Origin of the sequence: Streptomyces sp. ADI95-17 (genome assembly GCF_003846175.1) — a bacterium.
Classification (GTDB): domain Bacteria; phylum Actinomycetota; class Actinomycetes; order Streptomycetales; family Streptomycetaceae; genus Streptomyces; species Streptomyces sanglieri.
Genome location: NZ_ML123046.1, coordinates 797,858 through 816,114 on the forward strand (window position 1 = coordinate 797,858; position 18,257 = coordinate 816,114).

Here is an 18,257-nt window from a genome sequence, read left to right on the forward strand (position 1 = left end):
GGATCACCGGCCGTAGATTTCTGGGCATGACCTCCCAGCTCACCGCCGTCGCGGCCCATCCCGTCCTGCGCGTCCCGCCGGCCTCCCCGGCCGCGGCCGCCGCCTACTTCGGCGCCTCGCTCGCCTTCCACACGGACGTCTCGGACGTCGCCGCCGCGCTCGCGGCCGACGGCGATCCGGGCTTCGTGCTCCTGGACTCCCGCTCCACCGGATCCTGGAACCAGGGGCACGTCCCCGGCGCGGTCCATCTGCCGACCGCGCTCATCGCCGAGCAGGCCCACCACCTGCTCGACCCGGCGGTTCCCGTCGTCACGTACTGCTGGGGCCCCGCCTGCGACGGCGCCACGCGTGCCGCGCTCGCCCTCGCCGAACTCGGCTACCGGGTCAAGGAGATGCTCGGCGGCTTCGAGTACTGGGTGCGCGAGGGCTTCGAGTTCGAGACCCGGGAGGGGCGGGAGCGGCGAGCACCGGATCCGCTCACCGCACCGGCCGGCTCCGAGGACTGCGGCTGCTGACCGGCCCGGCCGTACGGGCTGCGGAGGTGCCCGGCGGCCGGACCCATGGGGCGAACGGGCCCGGCCGCCGGGCTGTCGCCTCAGAGCCTGGACAGCTCGTCGACGAGATCGTCGAGACCGAGCGGCCCCTGCGACAGGGCGGCCATGTGCCAGGCCTTGGCGTCGAACGCCTCGCCGTGGGCCTTGCGGGCGTTCTCCCGGCCCAGCAGCCAGGCGCGCTCGCCCAGCTTGTACCCGATGGCCTGTCCCGGCATCGAGAGATAGCGGGTCAGCTCGCTCTCCACGAAGTCGGCGGGGCGGCCGCTGTGATTGCCGAAGAACTCCTGCGCCAGCTCCGGGGTCCACCGCTCGCCGGGGTGGAACGGGGAGTCCGCCGGGATCTCCATCTCCGCGTGCATGCCGATGTCCACGATCACCCGGCAGGCACGCATCATCTGCGCGTCCAGATAGCCGAGGCGGCGCTCGGCGTCGGGCAGGAAGCCCAGCTCGTCCATGAGCCGCTCCGCGTACAGCGCCCAGCCCTCGGCGTTGGCGCTGACCCCGCCGATCGACGCCTGGTAGCGGGACAGGCTGTCGGCGACATGCGTCCACTGCGCGATCTGGAGGTGGTGGCCCGGCACACCCTCGTGATACCAGGTGGACACCAGGTCGTACACCGGGAACCGGGTCTCGCCCATCGTGGGCAGCCAGGTGCGGCCGGGGCGCGAGAAGTCCTCGGAGGGGCCCGTGTAGTACGGGGCCGCGGCGCCGCCGGGCGGGGCGATACGGGACTCCACCTTCCGCACGCGTTCGGCGAGCTCGAAGTGCGTACCGTCGAGAGCCTCGATCGCCTCGTCCATCAGACCCTGCAGCCAGGCCTGGACCTCGTCGACCCCCTCGATGTGCTTGCCGTGCACATCGAGATGGGCCAGCGCCTCCCACGGGCCGGCGCCGGGCAGCACCTTCTCGGCCTCGGTCCGCATCTCGGCGAGCAGCCGGTGGTACTCGGACCAGCCGTACGCGTAGGCCTCGTCCAGGTCCAGGTCGGTGCCGTTGAAGTAGCGCGACCAGCGCGCGTACCGCTCACGGCCCACCGTGTCCGGCGCGCCCTCGATCGCGGGGGCGTACACATCGCGCATCCAGTCGCGCAGCGCCACGACCGACTCGGTGGCCACCCGGGCGCCTTCGTCCAGCTCGGCACGGAGCGACGCGGGTCCGGCGGCCGCGAACACCTGGAAGAACCCCGGACCGTCCTGGCCCGCCCACTCGTCGAGCTGGCCGATGAAGGTGGCGGTGGCGCGCGGACCGCCGTAGAGCTTGCGCTCCAGGCCGAGCGCCAGCGACTCGCGGTAGCCCTCGAACGCGGCGGGCACCGCGTGCAGCCGGTCCACGACCGCCGCCCAGTCCTCGTCGGTCTCGGTCGGTGTCACGGTGAACACCTCACGGACACTGTGCGCCGGGGAGGCGAGGTTGGAGACCGTGCGCAGCTGCTCCTCGGCGTCGTGAACGGCGAGTTCCGCAGTGAGGCGCTCGCGCAGCAGGCGGCCGCAGCGGCGCTCGGCGTCGCTGTCCGCGCCGGGCAGCCGTTCGGCGGCGTCGAGCTTCGCCAGGGTGGTGCGGGCCAGCTCGGCAAGAGCTTCCTGACCTGCGGGGGAGAAGTCGGGAAGGTGGCGCGAGCTCTCCGCGACACCGAGATAGGTGCCCGAGATCGGGTCGAGTTCGATGAAAGCGTCGACATAGGTGTCGGCGACCTGGCGGGGCAGCGCGCTGCTGGAAGTGTCTGACATGCGGACATCCTCGTACGGCGGGGGCCTCCGCGTCACCATCATTCGGTCTCAGGGGCCGGACTCCGCCGATTCTGCGGAGGGCGGCAGCAGCGGCCCGCACTCCCACTGCTGGAATATCAGCCTGGTCTCGACCCGGGCCACTTCGCGGCGCGAGGTGAATTCGTCCAGCACCAGGCGTTGCAGATCGGCCGTGCCCGTGACCGCGACATGGACCAGATAGTCGTCCGGGCCGGTCAGATGGAAGAGCGCACGGGACTCCGGCAATGTCCTGATGCGTTCGACGAACGGGCCGATGAGCTCCCTGCGGTGCGGCCGGACCTGCACGGAGAGCAGCGCCTCCAGGCCCCTGCCGAGCCTCGCCGGGTCGAGCCGCAGCTGGTGGCCGAGAATCACACCGGAGCGGCGCAGCCTGGTCACCCGGTCCAGGCAGGTCGACGGTGCGACGCCGACCTCGGCGGCCAGCTCGCGGTAGGTGGTCCGGGCATCGTTCTGCAGCAGTCGCAGAATGTGCAGGTCCACCGGGTCAAGAGCGACAGAATCGGCCATTCGCCGAACGTAGCACGGGAGATCGCCGCCGAATCCCGGTGGTTGTTCAGAGTGGTGGCATGGACACCGAATCCTCGATGGCGCCCCCGACCACAACCCGGTCCAGGGCGCTGGCCACCGATGCCGTGCACGCCGGCCGCGACGATCTCGCGGCCCTCGGACTGCACACTCCGCCGATCGACCTGTCGACCACCTATCCCTCGTACGACTCCCGGGGCGAGGCGGAGCGGATCGACGCCTTCGCCTCGACCGGTGCGCGGCTCGAAGGGCCGCCGGTCTACGCCCGGCTGGACAACCCGACGACCGCCCGCTTCGAGACCGCACTCGCCCGGCTCGAAGGCACCGCGAGCGCCGTGTCGTTCGCCAGCGGCATGGCGGCGCTCACCGCCGTTCTGCTGGTCCGGGCGAGCATGGGGCTGCGCCACGTGGTCGCCGTCCGGCCGCTCTACGGTTGCAGCGATCATCTGCTCGGTGCCGGGCTGCTGGGTACGGAGGTGACCTGGACCGATCCGGCGGGCATCGCCGACGCGATCCGTCCGGACACCGGTCTGGTGATGGTGGAGACCCCCGCCAACCCGACGCTCGCCGAGGTCGACATCCGGGCGATCGCGCACTCCTGCGGTTCGGTGCCGCTGCTGGTCGACAACACCTTCGCCACTCCGGTACTGCAACGGCCCGTCGAGCACGGTGCCCGGATCGTGCTGCACAGCGCCACCAAGTACCTGGGCGGGCACGGCGATGTGATGGGCGGGGTCGTCGCCTGCGACGAGGAGTTCGCGGGCCGGCTGCGGCAGGTGCGCTTCGCCACCGGCGGGGTGCTGCACCCGATGGCCGGGTATCTGCTGCTGCGCGGCCTGGCGACGCTTCCGGTACGGGTACGGGCGGCGTCCGCGAGCGCAGCCGAACTGTCCCGCAGGCTGACCGCCGACCCGCGCATCGCCCGGGTCCACTACCCGAAGCTGGGCGGGGCGATGGTCTCGTTCGAGGTGTACGGGGATCCGCACCGGGTGATCTCGGCCGTACGGCTCATCACGCCCGCGGTGAGCCTCGGCAGCGTGGACACCCTGATCCAGCACCCGGCCTCCATCAGCCACCGCATCGTGGACGAGGGAGACCGGCAGGCCGCGGGAGTCGGGGACCGGCTGTTGCGGATGTCGGTCGGGCTGGAGGACGTCGAGGACCTGTGGGCCGATCTGTGCCAGGCGCTCAGCTCCCAGGAGGCCGGACGGCAGCCGTCCCCGGCCGGTGAGTCCTCCCGGGCCGGAGAACCCTCCGGACCCGGAGGGCCTTCCGCGGCCGAATGGCCTTCCGCGGCCGGGGAGTCAGCGGCCGGCCTGCTCGTACGGGGGCAGTGACCGGACCGGCGTCGCGTCCAGGCGGGCGGTGATGACCAGGGTGCCCTCCTCGATCTGGTAGTCCAGCGGCAGGGACAGGGCGCGCATGGCCGCGACCATGCCGGTGTTGGACGACTGGGTCACGGCATAGACGCTCTCGCAGCCCGCCTCGACGGCGAGCGCCACCAGGCGGCTCAGGAGCTCGGAGCCGATGCCGCGGCGCTGCCAGTCGTCCTCGACGAGGAGGGCGACTTCGGTCTCGTCGCCGTCCCAGAGGAGGTGACCGAGCGCGACCAGCCGGCCCGAGGCCGTCTGCACGGCGAGCGTGCGGCCGAAGCGAGGGCTGAGCAGGTGGTCCAGGTAACGGTCGGCGTCGTGGACCGGCCCGTGGTAGCGCAGCCGCAGCGTCCGGTCGGAGCAGCGGTCGTGCATCGCACGTGCTGCTTCGAGGTCACCGCCGTCCGCGCGCCGCACGGTGATCTCGTTGCCCTCGGGCAGGGTGAGCACGTCCCGGCTGCGCGGCACGCGGGGGCCGAGCCTGGCGTCGAGCTCGACCAGGGCACGGGCCCGGGCGAACTCGGTGGGCGTGAACGGGAGATAGGGCCGTTCGATGGTGATGGCACCTCCGGACGGATCACGCAGCCGCATCACCGTCTCCTCCAGCACTCCTTCGACGGGTGCGGTCTCGCCCGTCGCCCGGCCCGTGACCGAGACGGCGGGCAGCGAGTGGATGGTGCAACGGCCGAGCAGCTGCCGCAGTGCGAGGGGCAGCTCGGCCGCGTCCAGCGCGGTACGGGTGGCGAGGCTCAGGACGCGCGTCGGGGCGTCGACCAGATCGTGCGTGTCGGCCCGCTCGATCCAGGTCGAACTTCCCCCGGCGGCGGAGATCGCCCGGCTCAGCTGCTGTGCCTGGAGCCGGGAGGGCGCGCGCAGCAGGAATTCGTCGACCGTGCCCCGGGCCAGCGGGTGCGTCTGCAGGGTGAGGATGTCGACCCGGTGCCGGGCGAGGGCTCCGCACAGCGCCGCCAGGCTGCCGGGGATGTCCCGCACCGTGGTCCGCATCCGCCACAGCGCCGTGTCCTCGGGTGAGGCGTCCGGACCCGCGGCGGTGGGCGTGTCCACCGCCGCGGGCCCGGCGACGTAGATGCCGAGGTCCGTTGCGACGCCGTCCCCCTCGGCGACGGCGCCGGAGCCGGTCGGAGGCGGGGCGTGGCTGTGCCGCCGGGCCCACCAGGTGTGGAACGCGGCCGTGACCGCCAGGGCCACCGCCGAGGCGATCAGCAGGTACGGCCCGTCCGGCTGGTGCCCGATCAGGTTCGCGATGGCGTCGGCCACCGCGACCGCGGTGAACAGTGCGGCCAGCTCGATCATGTCCCGCCGCCAGTGGTGGGGGCGGCGGGCGGTCTTCGCGGATGTCACATCGGTCATGGCTTCACTCTGACCGAGCGTTGTTGCCTGACCGCAAACGCTCTGTGACTGATGGGTTAAGTGTGGATCTAGTCCCTTATCAACCACTTTCTTCCTATTGAAGGGCTGCGGTGCGGCCTTGTTCGAGGGCTGCGAGGCGGACGCATCGGAGGGCTGCGGTCCGGCCGCACAGATGGACTGCGGTGCGGCCGCTTCGACGGACTGCGGTGCGGCCGCACCGGTCCCGGGCCGTCACGCCCGTCCCGAGCCCTGCTCCCAGGCGGCATTCAGACGTACCGCCTGACGTACCAACTGCGACGACCCGCCGCGCCCGGCCGCTTCGGCGAGGCCGGGTATCGGCTCCCCACCGCCCACCGCACCGCAGTGCTCCACGCACTCGGCGGCCACGGAGAGCAGGTCGCTCAGTCCGCGAGGCGCCTTCTCCTGCGCCAGCAGTCCTGGGAGGGCGCCGGTCAGCGCGGACAGCACCGTCCGGTACGCCCCGGTGGCGGCGGCGGTGCGAGCGGAATCCGCGAGGCGATTGGGCTTGATCAGACCGCTTCCGAGGAGGGTCGCCAACTGCTCGCCGAGCAGCGCCGCGTCGAGCTGCTGCCGGGCGGCCAGTATCAGCAGGGCGTCCACCGCCAGCAGCCGGTCCTCCGGATGCCGGGCCCCCAGCCCGTACGCCACCATCAGACGGACGGCCTCTCCCGCGGGTGCTTCGTGTTCGGCCAGCAGCAGGAGCGGCCGGAGGGTGTCGCGTATCTCCTCGACCACACCGGTCGCGATGTGCGGCAACAGCCAGGCGGCCAGTGTCTCGGCGTCCTCGGGCAGGGTGGCGGCCCACTGGTCCGGGTGGTCGTCCCAGTGGTAACAGTGGCTGTGCGCCGGGACCTGCGGTCGGCCGAGCCAGTGGAAGGAACGGGGGAACTCCTCCTCGATGAACGGGCGTTCCCGGCTGGCCATCAGCGCGCGCGACGACCGGACGACCGTCTGCCCCTGCCGGACCTTCTTCTCCAGATCGAAGCGGTACACCCGCGCGAGCGGTTCGTCGGCCCGCAGCCATGCCGCCAGCCGGTCGCCTTCAGGGGTGCCGAGCAGCGCCGCCGCCTCGGCGGCCCCGGGCTGGTCACCGCGCCGCACACGCAGCAGGGCCTGGGCGAAGTCGGCCTCGCCGGGCCGGGACCCGAGCCGCCGGCAGGTGCGCAGCCGCTCGACCAGCACGGCCGGGTCGAGCGAACCGGTGTGCCAGGTGGGGACGGCCAGCAGGAAGGGAGTGCCGCCGGTCAGCACCGCGTCGGCCGCTTCCCACAGCCGGGCCTTCAGGATGCCGTTCAGCGCGGCGTGGACGCAGGTCCCGGTGCCGGTCCAGGACTCACGTTCCTCCTTAACCGCCCGTGCCGACACCCGTCCGAGCAGCGTGGCCACGACGACCTTGATGTCCGTCGCCGAGCGGAGATGCCGCTCGCTCTGCGAGGGCGGTTCGCCGTCGACCCACCACTCACCCGCCAGCGCGTCACGCAATGCGTCGGTCAGGGCCGACCGGTCGCTGTGGGCATGGCGCACCAGCCCGTCCAGGGCCCGCTCGAAGGCGGTGACGTCCGGCGTCGCCGATCTGATCAGGGCCACCACCTCCTCGACCAGCTCGGGCAGCGTCGCAGGCGCAGGATCGAGGGGATGCGGCACCGGTACCGGGGGCAGCAGCTCCTCGTAATCCTGCGTCCCGGACCGCCCGACCGCCGGACCGCCGAAGACCTCGGCCACCATCGTGCGGTGGGCCGGGCCCAGCAGCGCGGCCGACAGGGCGAGTTCTTCCCGGACCGGGGCCCCGGCGGCGGGCAGGTACCGGGCCACGAGCTTGAGCGCCCGCTCCTGGATGTCGATGTCCTCATGCTCGAAGGCACCCGTGACGACGGGCAGCAACTCGTCGACCGCCGACGGATCGCGGCGCAGTGCCTTGCCGAGCAGCACGAGCTGGGACCGGACCAGCTTCTTCTCGGTGCGGAACAGCACAGACGCCGAGATGTCCGCCAGGGACCGTACGGAAAGCTCACCGCGCCCGTCCAGCCGGGCGAGCACTCCCTGGGCGTGACCGGCCACGGTGGAGACGCCGTCCGCGGCCATCCCGGTCCAGTCCGCGACCCGCTCGGTCTCCTCCTGCTCGGTCAGTTCGAGCTTGCGCAGAAGACCGAGGAAGAACCGCAGTTCGTTGAGCTTGCCACCGCGCAACAGCCGGGTCACACAGGCTTCTACGAGCGCCGGCCGCTCCAGCAGGCCCTCCTCGGGGAGAGCGGCCAGCGTGGCGGACCACCTGCACGGATCGCTCGCATCGTCGGGCCAGAGCATCTGTGACGGCAGCTCCGTCACCTCGAAGATCCGTGGCAGCAAGGTGGCCGCGAACGGGTCGGTACGGAGCGTCTCGATGAGGGGCCGTGTCTTGTGACGATGCCACTGCGCGGTCGAGATCGCCTCGGCCCAGCCCCGCACGAAGCCTTCCGTCGTGGGCACGGGGCACTGAGCCTTCTTCACCAGCCCGGAGATCAGCTCGTACGTGGTCTCCGCGGTCGCGGGCCGGGCCGCCAGCCGGTGCGCGACATCACCGAGCCATTCCGGGTCACGGTCCGACAGGACCGCGAGGACCAGTGGGAAGGGTGAGCGGCCCCAGCCGGCCAGATCCCGGCTGCCGATCCAGGCGGCGCACGCCGCGGCGCCCGTGTGGCAGCCCGCACCGGCCACCAGCAGGGCCTTGCGGACCTTGTCCTGCTTGTCCCAGGACCAGTTCCGCAGCTGCTTCCGGATCGCCTTCAGCTCGGCCAGCGCCGCCCTGCGTTCCGCCCGGTCCATCCCGGCCAACAGGTCCGGCACGTCGTGCGCACGCGATTCCCGTACCGCGGTGAGGAGCTCGTTCATCGCACACCTCCGGCGACCGGCGCACCGCGACGGACCATACGGACGGCCAGCGCGTGCTTGCACGGGCCCCGCCGCCCGCGATAGTCCGCCCACCACTGGCAGGTACAACTCAGCATGCCGTCCTGCTCCCTCACCTGATAGCGGCGTTCTCCCGAGATCACGGTCGCCACGTCCCCGTCGAGCACCACCGCACCCGAGCCGGCCAGCTGCCGGGCCGCCACCAGGCGCGGATTGTGCCGCTCGGCCCGGTCGGCGTCGTACGGCAGCTCGCGGTGGAAGTAGGCCGCGTCGGCGAGGTCGTAGCCGACCCGGCCCGCCGTCCCCAGCCGGGTGAGCGCGGCCCGTACCCGCTCCACCGTGAGACCCGACTGCTCGGCCAGGTCGGCGGTGTCGATCCGGGGATCCCAGGCCAGCAGCACGGACACCAGCTCGGCGTCGGCCGCGGTGTCATCGGTGGCCAGCGCGTCGAGCACGCCGCCCTCGCCCGAGAAACCGCGCGAGGCATCGGGCGAGAGCGTCAGCGTGAGACGCATGCCCGGCAGCACGACTTCCCAGGCGCTCGCGGTCGCCGCCCCCTCGGCGACCGGCCCGTACACACGCAACGACGTGGCATGACGCAGCACCCGCTGCAACGCCACCAGCCGCTCCGGTCCCGGCAGACACACCGCCCCGGCCACCGGCCGGGTAGTCGGCCGCAGCGTCTTCCCGGCAGGAACCACCCACCGGGCACCACGCGAGGCGTTTCCCGACGAACGCGGCAGCGAGCGGAGGAACCGGACGGCCTCGGCGGCCGGCAGCTCGGCCCGCAGATCGAAACCGGCCGACACCACCTGGGCCTCGGCGAAGCCGCGCAGCCACCGGTCGGGCAGCGGCACCTTCTTCTCCACGACCGGGCCGTCCAGAGTGGTGACGGCCATCTCGTCCGGGCCCACCCGCAGATGCAGCGGATCGTCCCCCGCAATCCGCGAAAGCGCCTCCCGCAGTGGATTGTTGACATCCACATTCGTCGTGCCGTGACCCGTCCGCGCACCGTCCAGACCGTCCTGCAGCACGTCGAGGCGTGCGTACACCCCGCAGCAGCCGGAGAACGACTCGAAGCGCAGCCGGTCGCCATTGCCCGTCACGACCGGATCGAGCGACGAAGTCAGGGTGCGTTGGTAGTAGCGCGTGGACGCCACGTCCGCCACGGCCAGCAGGCCCCGGGCAGCGATCCCCGGCGACGTGAGAAAGCCGGAGAAGAACCGGGGATGGGGCTCGGCGCCCCGCGGCGTGAGGCCACCGGAGGTCTGCAGCCCGAGGAGCTGCCCCGTCTGCGAGGACTCCAGGGCTGACGGGCGTGCGTAGGCCAATGCCTGAACGGATCGGGTCATGGAAAAACCGTAGATCCCACCACTGACAATCGGCCCCCGGCCATCACCCGGGGGCCCGTCGCCGGGCGTCGGTTCACTGCCCGACGCGCCCCGGCTGCAGCACCTTGCTGAACAGTACGGAGCCGCCCTGCGCCCGCAGTCGCACGGTCAACTCGCCGCTGTCGCCGTCGATGTCGACCTCCCCGAAGTACTGCGGCGACTCCATCGGCGACACGTTCGCCCGGTCCGGCGCCCGCACGAAGACCCGGTCGGGACCGAACGTCGCGTCGAGCTCGTTCGCCTGGAACTGACCGGCGGCCAGCGGCCCCGACACGAACTCCCAGAACGGCGCGAAGTCCTTGAACGCCGCACGCTCCGGTTCGTAGTGCTGCGCCGACGTGTAGTGCACGTCGGCCGTCAGCCAGAGCGTGCCGGTGATGCGGTGGTGCTTGATGTACCGCAGCAGTTCCGCGATCTGCAGTTCACGGCCGAGCGGAGCCCCGGGATCGCCCTGCGCGACCGCCTCGAAGTCCGTCGCACCGTCGGTGACCACCAGTCCCAGCGGCATGTCCGCGGCGATCACCTTCCACACCGCGCGGGACCGGGACAGCTCGTGCTTGAGCCAACGCAGCTGCTCGGCACCGAGGATGCCCGTCGTGTCGTCGGGCTGACGGCCGGGGGAGTTGGCGTTGCGGAAGGACCGCATGTCGAGGACGAACACATCGAGCAGCGGGCCGTGCCGCACCACGCGGTGCATCCGGCCCTCCCCGGAGGAGGCATGCAGCGTGGACACCGGGAAGTACTCGCAAAACGCCCGCGTCGAACGGGCCGCCAGCACATCCACGTTCTTCTCGGTGTACCTGGTGTCGTCGAGGATCTGCCCGGGATACCAGTTGTTGCGCACCTCGTGGTCGTCCCACTGAACGATCGAGGGGACCTGGGCGTTGAACTCACGGAGGTTGTGATCGAGCAGGTTGTAGCGGAAGTTCCCGCGGTACTCGGCAAGGGTCTCGGCAACCTTCGACTTCTCCTCGGTGGTGACATTGCGCCAGACCCGCCCGTCGGGCAGCGTCACGCTGGGCTCGATCACCCCGTCCGCGTAGATGTTGTCACCGCTGCACAGGAAGAAGTCCGGATCGAGGCGGCGCATCTCGTCGTACACCGCGTAGCCGCCGATGTCCGGGTTGATCCCCCAGCCCTGCCCCGCGATGTCGCCCGACCATAGGAAGCGCACCCCGTCGCGGCGCCGGGCGGGCGCCGTCCGGAAGGTTCCGTGCACCGGCTCGCCGGTGCGGCGGGGGTCGTGGGGATCGGCGAGCGTCACCCGGTAGTGCACCTGCTCGCCCGGCGGCATCCCGTACAGCGGTGTCGTGCCCGTGAAGTCGGTGCCGGATCCGACGAGCGGACCGTGCCAGGTGCGGGCCCGCCGGAACGACTCCGTCGCCGAAGTCTCCACGATCATCCGGGCAGGCCGGTCCGACCGCACCCAGACCAGCGCGGACGACGAGGTGACATCACCCACCTGCACACCCCATGCCGCGCGCGGCCGCCCGGACAGCGCGAAGGCGGGGGCCGCGGCACCCACCGCGGGGAGCGCGAGCGCGGCCGACGCGGCGAGCGAACCGCGCAGCACGCTGCGGCGGTCGGGGGACGGGAATCGCGGACGGTACGACATCGAGGCGCCTCCGGGGCAGTGGTCAGCGGAACGAACGGGTGACCGGTCTGGCGTCCCCACCCTCGTTCCCGTCGGCGGCGGGCACACCAACCTCAGATGAACACCCGGCCACCGCCGCCGGCCCGTCCGTTCGCGCCCCGGTGCGCCGCCGCCAGCAGGCGTACGCCCCGTTCGATGTCGGGCGGAGCCAGATGCGCGTAACCGAGCACCAGACGCACCGCCCCGTCGTCGCCGGGCAGGGTGCCGCAGGCACCGAGCGGCCGCAGAGCGACACCCGCACCGGCCGCGCGCGCCATGAACACCGCCTCCGGGCCGTACCGCTCGGGCAACGCGGCGATGATGTGGAGACCCGCCGCGATCCCGCTCACCTCGGTTCCGGGGAAGTGCTCCGCCAGCATCGATGTGAGCGTGTCACGGCGCTCGCGATAGGCGCGCTGACAGCGGCGCAATTGCCGGTCGTAGCCGCCGCGGGTGATGAAGTCGGCGAGGACCGCCTGGTCGACGGCCGGATTGCCCAGATCCATCGTGCGCTTGCGGGCGACGATCTCGTCGGTCATGTCCGCCGGCGCGAGAAGCCAGCCCAGCCGGAGCCCGGGGGCCAGCGACTTGCTCACCGAGCCGGTGTACGCGACGTGCTCCGGATCGAGCCCCTGAAGCGCGCCGACGGGTGCGCGGTCGTAGCGGAAATCGCCGTCGTAGTCGTCCTCCACGATCAACCCGTCCGTGGCGCGCGCCCACTCCAGGAGCCGGCCGCGGCGGGCGGCCGAGTAGGCGATCCCGGTGGGGAACTGGTGCGCCGGCGTGGTGACGACGGCGCGCACGCCCGAGCGTACGAGGGGCTCGGTCGCCAGCCCCTCGTCGTCGAGCGGCAGGCCGATGGTGGTGATGCCCGCGGAGGCGAACAGCGCGGAGTGTTCGGGGCTCCCGGGATCCTCGACGCCGACGGACCGCATCCCCCGCCCGTGCAGCACGAACCCCAGCAGAGTCGTCGCCTGAGCCACGCCGGAGCACACCACCAGGCGCTCCGGATCGGCGACCACGCCACGGCGTCTGGAAAGCAGCGCGGCCAGGGCCTCCCGCAGGACGGGCAGCCCGCGCGGATCGGGGTAGCCGAGCGCGCCGTGCGGCAGCCGGCCGAGCACCGAGCGATGGGCCGCGGCCCAGGCACTGCGCGGGAAGAGCGACAGATCGGGCGTGCCGGGCCGGAAGTCCACGCACACGTCCTCGGCCCGCGGAGCGAGATCACGCGCCCCCGGCACCGGAGCCCGGACCGCCTCGCTCACCCAGGTGCCCGCGCCACGTCCGCTGCGCAGATAGCCCTCGGCCGTGAGCTGCTCGTACGCCTCTGTGACCAGCCCACGCGACACCCGCAGATCGGCGGCCAGTGCACGGCTGGACGGCAGCCGCGTGCCCGGAACGAGACGACCGGAGCGTACGGCTTCGCGCAGGGCCGACTGAAGGGCACGGCCACGCCGCCGGGGCGGCGCCGAGGCGGCCGGAAGCAGCAACTCCCAGGCGGCGGCGCCGAACTCCTCCCCTTGAGAGCGGTCCGGCCGCGAATTGGTCCCCGAAGACATCATGAAAGTGGACCTTAAACCGGACCGCCCGGCTGCCTAGCGTCGATGCCATGAACATCAGCTCTCTGCGCGGGGCGCTCCTGACCGCCTTCGCCTGCATCCTCGTGGGTGCGTCCTTCACCGCCAACAGTGTTCTGGGCGACTATCCGTACGCGGGCGGCCAGGCGCTGCGCTACGGCCTCGCGGCACTCCTGCTCGTACTTCTCCTGGCCCGCGACGAGCGGTCCCGGCCGGCCGCCGTGCTGCGCACCGTGACCCGGCGTCAGTGGGGACGGCTCGCGCTGCTGGCAGCCATCGGGATGGTCGGCTTCAACCTTGCCGTGCTCGGCGCGGAACGTTCCGCGGAACCCGCCGTTCCAGGGGTGTTCGTCGGCTGCGCACCGATCTTCGTCGCGGTACTCGCACCGCTCATGGACCGCCGCCGGCCCACGCGCACGGTGCTGTGCGCGGCCGCGCTCGTCGCCGCCGGGGCCTTCGTCGTCCAGGGCTGGGGCCGCACGGACCTGGCGGGCATCCTCTGCTCGGTCGGCGCGCTGGCGGGCGAGGTCGGCTTCGCCGTCATCGCCGTGCCGGTCCTGCGGCCGCTCGGACCGAAGCTGCTGTCCGCCACGGTCTGCGGCCTCGCCGCCGCCGAGTCGGCCTGCCTCGGCCTCGTCCTGGACGGCAGTGAGGTCCTGCGGACGCCCACCGGGGCGGAGGCGATCGCACTGCTGTGGCAGGCGGCCGTGGTCACCGTCATCGGTTTCGTCTGCTGGTACATGGGCATGCAGCGCATCGGCGCCGAGCGCGCCACACTCTTCTCCGGCCTGATCCCGGTCTCCGCAGCCCTCACCGCACCGCTCGTCGACGCCGGTTCGTACGGCGTCGCACAGGTCGGCGGCAGCCTTCTGGTCGGGCTGGGGGTCGCCCTCGGATCGGGTGTGCTGTCCCGGAGCGCGGCGACCGGGCGTACGGATCCGGTGCCCGGTGCGCCGTCAGCGGCTGGTGTCGAGAATGACGCGAGCCACCCGCGCCGGATCGTCGTTCATCGGCACATGACCGCAGCCGGGAAGCCGGACCAGCCGGGCGTCGGGGATGGTGTGCTTGGCCCTGACTCCCTGCCGGCGCAGCAGTATCCGGTCCCGGCTGCCCCAGGCGACGGTCACCGGCAGCCCCGGGACGTCGTCGGTGAACGCGACGCTTCCCCCGGAGGCGAGCGTCCGGTGGAATCCGGTCGCCTCGCGTAGTGCGAGGGTCTCCGCGACGACGGCACCGGGTGAACGGCGGCCGGGCCGGGCGTAGATGGTGCTGGTCAGTGCCGTGCGCCCGGCGGCGCTGTGCGAGAGCCGCTCGATCAGCGGCACCGGCATCGACAACGCGGCCCGCCGCATGGCCCGCAGCGTCCCGAACGCATAGCGACGCTCGCCCTCGGTCCAGAAACCGGCGGGCGATAGCGCCGTCACCGACCGTACGAGCTTCTCCCGTCCGAGCGACAACGCCAGGAGTCCGCCCAGTGAATTGCCCGCCACGTGCGGCCGGCCCAGACCGATCTCCTCGCAGAAGGCGCCGAGCACCTTGACCATTGTCGGCAGGTCGTACGTCAGTCCGTCAGGCAGCTCCGGCGAGACGCCGAAGCCGGGGAGATCGATGGCTGTCACATCCCGTTCCACGGCGAGCACGGACAACACCGGGTCCCAGGCCTGACGGTGGTGGCCGATGCCGTGGAGCAGGAGCAGCGGCTCGCCGGCGCCGGTCCGTTCATACGCCACAGACACCGTCCGAGGCCCTTGCGGTGAGTCGACGCTGAACGAGACCGTGGTGGCCATGCTGGTGCTCCCGGGTTGATCCGGCATGAAGGGGCCATGCCTGAAGGCGATTTAGACGTCTCGTCAATAACAATTACCGTTCAGTAGTCGGCACTTCAAGAGGGGCGGGCGATTCGCGCTGGACAGGGTGGGGCGGGTCGGCTGGGATGGAGGAGTGACAGCCGACACCGCGACCGATGTCTTCGAGAGCCACCGCCCCGTGCTCACCGGCGTTGCCTACCGCATGCTGGGCCGGATCGCCGATGCCGAGGACGTGGTGCAGGAGGCCTGGCTGCGCTGGTCCTCCGCACCCCGCGAGGACGTGCGGGAGCCGCGCGCCTTTCTCGTGAGGATCATCACCCGCCTCGCCATCGACCGGCTGCGCCAGGTGCAGTCACGGCGCGAGTCGTACGTCGGGCCGTGGCTGCCGGAGCCGGTCGTCACCGACTTCGGACCCTCCGTTCCCGACACCGCGGAGCAGGCGGTGCTGGCCGACTCGGTGTCGGTCGCCGTGCTGGTGGTCCTGGAGTCCCTTTCGCCGCTGGAGCGAGCCGTCTTCGTGCTGCGCGAGGCCTTCGGTTTCCCGTACGCGGAGATCGCCACCGCCCTGGACCGCACCGAGGCCGCGGTGCGCCAGCTGGCAGGACGTGCGCGGCGCCATGTGGAGGAGCGCAAGCCGCGGTACGACGTCGACCCGGCGCACCGCCGTGACCTCACCGAACGGTTCCTCGCCGCGGCGGCGGGCGGCGACATCGAGGAACTGCTGGCCCTGCTCGCGCCCGACGCGCGGCTCGTCGGGGACAGCGGCGGAAAGTCCAGGGCGCCGCTGCGGATCATCGAGAGCGCCGACAAGGTCGGGCGCTTCCTCTTCGCCGTCGCCCACGAACAGGTCGAGGACCTCGACTTCCGGTTGCTGGAACTCAACGGGGGGCCGGGCCTGCTGCTGTTCCTGGGCGGGAAGGTCGACTCGGTCGTTCAGCTCGACATCGAGGACGGGCTCATCCGGTGCGTATATATCGTGCGGAACCCCGACAAACTCACTCGCTTCACCGACCTCCCGGAGAAGTCCGGAGGAGCGGCGAGCGCCTGACCGCCGGTCGCCGCGCCGTCCCCGGTTCGAAGCCCCATGTCCTGCCCGGCCGTGGGGCTCTTTGCTGCGCCCGCCTCACGGCACCACGAACGTCCTGTGAACGCTCTGCGGCAGAGACCCGTTTCGCTGTGTCACCGACCGAGGATTGGTCTTGACCAAGGGTGTGTACCGTCCTATGGTCTCAACGTTAAGACAGGAACCTTTAATAAATAACGTCGCGGAATAGCCGCTGGGTGATTGCGGAGGACAGGGTGGGGACCACGCAGCTGGAATCGGTGCAGGAGCCGAAGTACTGGCACCTCAAGACCGTGCTCAGTGAGGCACTCGACTCGGACTTTGCGGTGGGGGAGATCCTGCCCAACGAGCGCGAGCTCGCCGCCCGGTTCGGAGTCGCCCGAGCCACGCTCCGGCAGGCTCTGGAACAGCTCGAACTCGAAGGAAGGCTGCAGCGCCGCCGTGGCGTCGGGACCACCGTCGCCCCGCCGCGCGTCGGGGTCGCCGTCTCCACGGCGCAGCGGGACTGGTCCGGTGGCGGTCCGGCGGAGGCCTGGCAGCCGGTGGACTGCTCGGTGGCGGTCGCGCCGCAGTCAGTGGCAGCCGTACTCGACGTGGAAGCCGACGAGCCGGTGCACATCGTGCGCCGGATCCGGGTGACGAACGGGCAGGCCGTCGCGGCGGAGCTGCTGTACGTCCCGTCCTCGTCCGTGCCCGAACTCTCCGCGATCGACGCCCCGTCCGGTCCTGCCCGGGCCCGCTGTGTCCTGCGCGAACTGCACCGCCTCGGCCTCGACGGCCAGGACCGGTCGGTGGAGCTCGGCTCGGCCCGCGTGGACGACGCCAAGGAGCTCGACCGGCTGCCCGGCGCTCCCGTGCTCGTCGTCACCACCCGCTACCTCGCGGCGGGCGGCACCGCCGCGCTCTCCGTCGCCACGTACCGGGCCGACACCTGCCGGCTCACCTTCGGCGACTCGGGCGACCTGGAGATCAGCCACCACGACCAGGAGCGCCAGGCCTCCTGACCGAGGCCGGTTCCACCGGTGGGCGCCGGTTCCACCGGTACACGCCGGTACGAACCATCCGTCGGTACGAACCATCCGTCGGTACGCACGGCCCGTCGCACTCAGCGGCGGGCCGTCACCGTTCCGTCCACCGCGAAGAGCTGCTCCTCGACGTGGTCGAGAGCCAGCCGCAGCGCACCGGTGGCCACCGCCGCCTCACCCAGCAGCGACAGCGTGACCCGCGGCGGCCGGAGGCAGTAGCGGGCCAGCTCGCCGTGGAGCGGATCGAGCACGTCGTCCAGCCCGGTGGCCCAGCCGCCCACCACCACCAGCTCGGGGTCCAGCGCCAGCACCAGCGCCGCCACATCGTGCACCAGGCGCTGAATGAACCGCTCGACCGCCGCCTGTGCCCGGACATCGCCGCGCCGGGCCTCCGCGAACACATCGGCGACCGCGACCTCGTCCAGCGGATCCAGCGGAGTGTCCGTCGTGGACAGCAGCCGCTCCGGGGTCACTTCTCGCCCGAGCAGGTGCAGCGCGCCGATCTCGCCCGCCGCACCACCGTATCCACGGTGCAGCCGCCCGCCGATCAGTGAACCGGCACCCGGGCTCAGCCCCGCCAGCACGAACACGATGTCGTCGGACTCGGTGGCCGCACCCTTCCAGTGCTCCGCCACCGCCGCGGCATTGGCGTCGTTCTCCACCAGGACGGGGCAGCGGAAGGACCGCCTCAGCCGCTCGCCCAGCGCGAGACCCGTCCAGCCGGGCAGGGCGGTTCCCAGCCGGACCGTGCCGTCGGCCTCCACGATGCCGGGACTGCCCACCCCCACCGCGCGCAGACTGCTCCTGGCCACGCCTGTCCGCCGCAGGAGGTCCGCCACCACGGCCCTGACCTTGTCGAGCCGGTCGTCGGCACAGGCGGTCTCCGACACCTCACGGGCGCCCGCGCCGATGATCCGGCCGTCCAGCCCCGACAGGAGTGCGGAGACGCGGTGCGGGCCGATCTCGATGCCGAGCAGGTGCCCGGCCTCGGCACGGAACCGGAACCGGCGGGCCGGCCGCCCCTGACGTCGGGTCTCGCCCCCGTCGGGCACCGACTCGACGACCAGTCCGGCCTCGAAGAGCCCCTCCATGACACCCTCGACCGTCGGCCGGGACAGCCCGGTGATCCGGGTCAGGTCCGTCAGCGTCGGGGAGTCGGCGCCACGCAGAGCGTGCAGCACCACCGCGGAATTGATGCGTCGCAACAGTGACGGATCCCCACCGGTCAGCCGGCCCACGGTGTGTCCTCCCAGCTCTAGCGCAT

General features: G+C 71.9%; 13 protein-coding genes and 1 pseudogene. 5 read left to right on the forward strand and 9 right to left on the reverse strand.

Annotation, left to right across the window (positions count from 1 at the left end):
• Window positions 1–26 precede the first annotated feature (26 nt).
• Entirely contained in the window at window positions 27–515 is a 489-nt protein-coding gene (locus EES42_RS17345) for a rhodanese-like domain-containing protein (RefSeq protein ID WP_124719097.1), read from the forward strand.
• Between the two features lie 80 nt (window positions 516–595).
• Here the strand turns inward: EES42_RS17345 and EES42_RS17350 are convergent, their stop codons facing one another.
• On the reverse strand, window positions 596–2,281 hold the full coding sequence (locus EES42_RS17350) for a DUF885 domain-containing protein (protein WP_124719098.1): 1,686 nt from the start codon (window positions 2,279–2,281) through the stop codon (window positions 596–598).
• Between the two features lie 48 nt (window positions 2,282–2,329).
• Window positions 2,330–2,827, reverse strand: coding sequence for an Lrp/AsnC family transcriptional regulator (locus EES42_RS17355; RefSeq protein WP_124719099.1), 498 nt, complete (start codon window positions 2,825–2,827; stop codon window positions 2,330–2,332).
• A 59-nt stretch (window positions 2,828–2,886) separates the two neighbouring features.
• Between EES42_RS17355 and EES42_RS17360 the strand changes: the two genes are divergently transcribed.
• Window positions 2,887–4,182: a trans-sulfuration enzyme family protein gene (locus tag EES42_RS17360; RefSeq protein WP_124719100.1), complete on the forward strand. Its 1,296-nt coding sequence runs from the start codon at window positions 2,887–2,889 to the stop codon at window positions 4,180–4,182.
• Here the strand turns inward: EES42_RS17360 and EES42_RS17365 are convergent.
• The 5 genes from EES42_RS17365 to EES42_RS17385 all read right to left on the reverse strand — a co-directional run bounded on the left by EES42_RS17365 (window position 4,150) and on the right by EES42_RS17385 (window position 13,082).
• Window positions 4,150–5,580, reverse strand: a complete 1,431-nt coding sequence (locus EES42_RS17365) for a GNAT family N-acetyltransferase (protein ID WP_124719415.1) — start codon at window positions 5,578–5,580, stop codon at window positions 4,150–4,152. The genes EES42_RS17360 and EES42_RS17365 overlap by 33 nt on opposite strands.
• A 240-nt stretch (window positions 5,581–5,820) precedes the next feature.
• A complete protein-coding gene (locus tag EES42_RS17370) occupies window positions 5,821–8,478 on the reverse strand; it encodes a DUF6493 family protein (RefSeq protein WP_124719101.1) in 2,658 nt (885 codons plus the stop codon).
• On the reverse strand, window positions 8,475–9,848 hold the full coding sequence (locus tag EES42_RS17375) for an SWIM zinc finger family protein (RefSeq protein ID WP_124719102.1): 1,374 nt from the start codon (window positions 9,846–9,848) through the stop codon (window positions 8,475–8,477). Before EES42_RS17375 ends, EES42_RS17370 begins: the two co-directional genes overlap by 4 nt.
• Window positions 9,849–9,921: 73 nt before the next feature.
• The gene (locus tag EES42_RS17380) at window positions 9,922–11,502 is read right to left on the reverse strand and encodes an alkaline phosphatase D family protein (RefSeq protein WP_124719103.1); all 1,581 of its coding nucleotides are present in this window, start codon (window positions 11,500–11,502) and stop codon (window positions 9,922–9,924) included.
• 92 nt (window positions 11,503–11,594) lie between these two features.
• A complete protein-coding gene (locus EES42_RS17385; RefSeq protein ID WP_124719104.1) occupies window positions 11,595–13,082 on the reverse strand; it encodes a MocR-like pyridoxine biosynthesis transcription factor PdxR in 1,488 nt (495 codons plus the stop codon).
• Between the two features lie 47 nt (window positions 13,083–13,129).
• Here EES42_RS17385 and EES42_RS17390 point away from each other — a divergent pair.
• Window positions 13,130–13,978 (forward strand): annotated as a pseudogene (locus EES42_RS17390) (DMT family transporter); the annotation flags it as partial.
• 75 nt (window positions 13,979–14,053) lie between these two features.
• On the opposite strand, the gene EES42_RS17395 reads toward EES42_RS17390, so the two are convergent.
• Entirely contained in the window at window positions 14,054–14,884 is an 831-nt protein-coding gene (locus EES42_RS17395) for an alpha/beta fold hydrolase (RefSeq protein ID WP_124719105.1), read from the reverse strand.
• A gap of 154 nt (window positions 14,885–15,038) precedes the next feature.
• Between EES42_RS17395 and sigJ the strand changes: the two genes are divergently transcribed.
• Together sigJ and EES42_RS17405 are read left to right on the forward strand one after the other, a co-directional pair.
• Window positions 15,039–15,953 carry an RNA polymerase sigma factor SigJ gene (gene sigJ / locus EES42_RS17400; protein WP_124719106.1) on the forward strand — a complete coding sequence of 305 codons (915 nt, stop codon included), beginning with the start codon at window positions 15,039–15,041 and terminating at the stop codon, window positions 15,951–15,953.
• A gap of 251 nt (window positions 15,954–16,204) precedes the next feature.
• On the forward strand, window positions 16,205–16,972 hold the full coding sequence (locus EES42_RS17405) for a GntR family transcriptional regulator (RefSeq protein WP_124719107.1): 768 nt from the start codon (window positions 16,205–16,207) through the stop codon (window positions 16,970–16,972).
• Between the two features lie 101 nt (window positions 16,973–17,073).
• Here the strand turns inward: EES42_RS17405 and EES42_RS17410 are convergent, their stop codons facing one another.
• Window positions 17,074–18,231 (reverse strand): ROK family protein, encoded by a 1,158-nt coding sequence (locus EES42_RS17410; RefSeq protein ID WP_124719108.1) that lies wholly within the window; start codon window positions 18,229–18,231, stop codon window positions 17,074–17,076.
• Window positions 18,232–18,257 lie beyond the last annotated feature (26 nt).

Excerpts from the sequence above, each read along its gene's own strand:
- EES42_RS17345 (WP_124719097.1), top strand. The coding sequence starts at position 27 with ATGACCTCCCAGCTCACCGCCGTCGCGGCCCATCCCGTCCTGCGCGTC.
- EES42_RS17350 (WP_124719098.1), bottom strand. The coding sequence starts at position 2,281 with ATGTCAGACACTTCCAGCAGCGCGCTGCCCCGCCAGGTCGCCGACACC.
- EES42_RS17355 (WP_124719099.1), bottom strand. The coding sequence starts at position 2,827 with ATGGCCGATTCTGTCGCTCTTGACCCGGTGGACCTGCACATTCTGCGA.
- EES42_RS17360 (WP_124719100.1), top strand. The coding sequence starts at position 2,887 with ATGGACACCGAATCCTCGATGGCGCCCCCGACCACAACCCGGTCCAGG.
- EES42_RS17370 (WP_124719101.1), bottom strand. The coding sequence starts at position 8,478 with ATGAACGAGCTCCTCACCGCGGTACGGGAATCGCGTGCGCACGACGTG.
- EES42_RS17375 (WP_124719102.1), bottom strand. The coding sequence starts at position 9,848 with ATGACCCGATCCGTTCAGGCATTGGCCTACGCACGCCCGTCAGCCCTG.
- EES42_RS17380 (WP_124719103.1), bottom strand. The coding sequence starts at position 11,502 with ATGTCGTACCGTCCGCGATTCCCGTCCCCCGACCGCCGCAGCGTGCTG.
- EES42_RS17385 (WP_124719104.1), bottom strand. The coding sequence starts at position 13,082 with ATGATGTCTTCGGGGACCAATTCGCGGCCGGACCGCTCTCAAGGGGAG.
- EES42_RS17395 (WP_124719105.1), bottom strand. The coding sequence starts at position 14,884 with ATGGCCACCACGGTCTCGTTCAGCGTCGACTCACCGCAAGGGCCTCGG.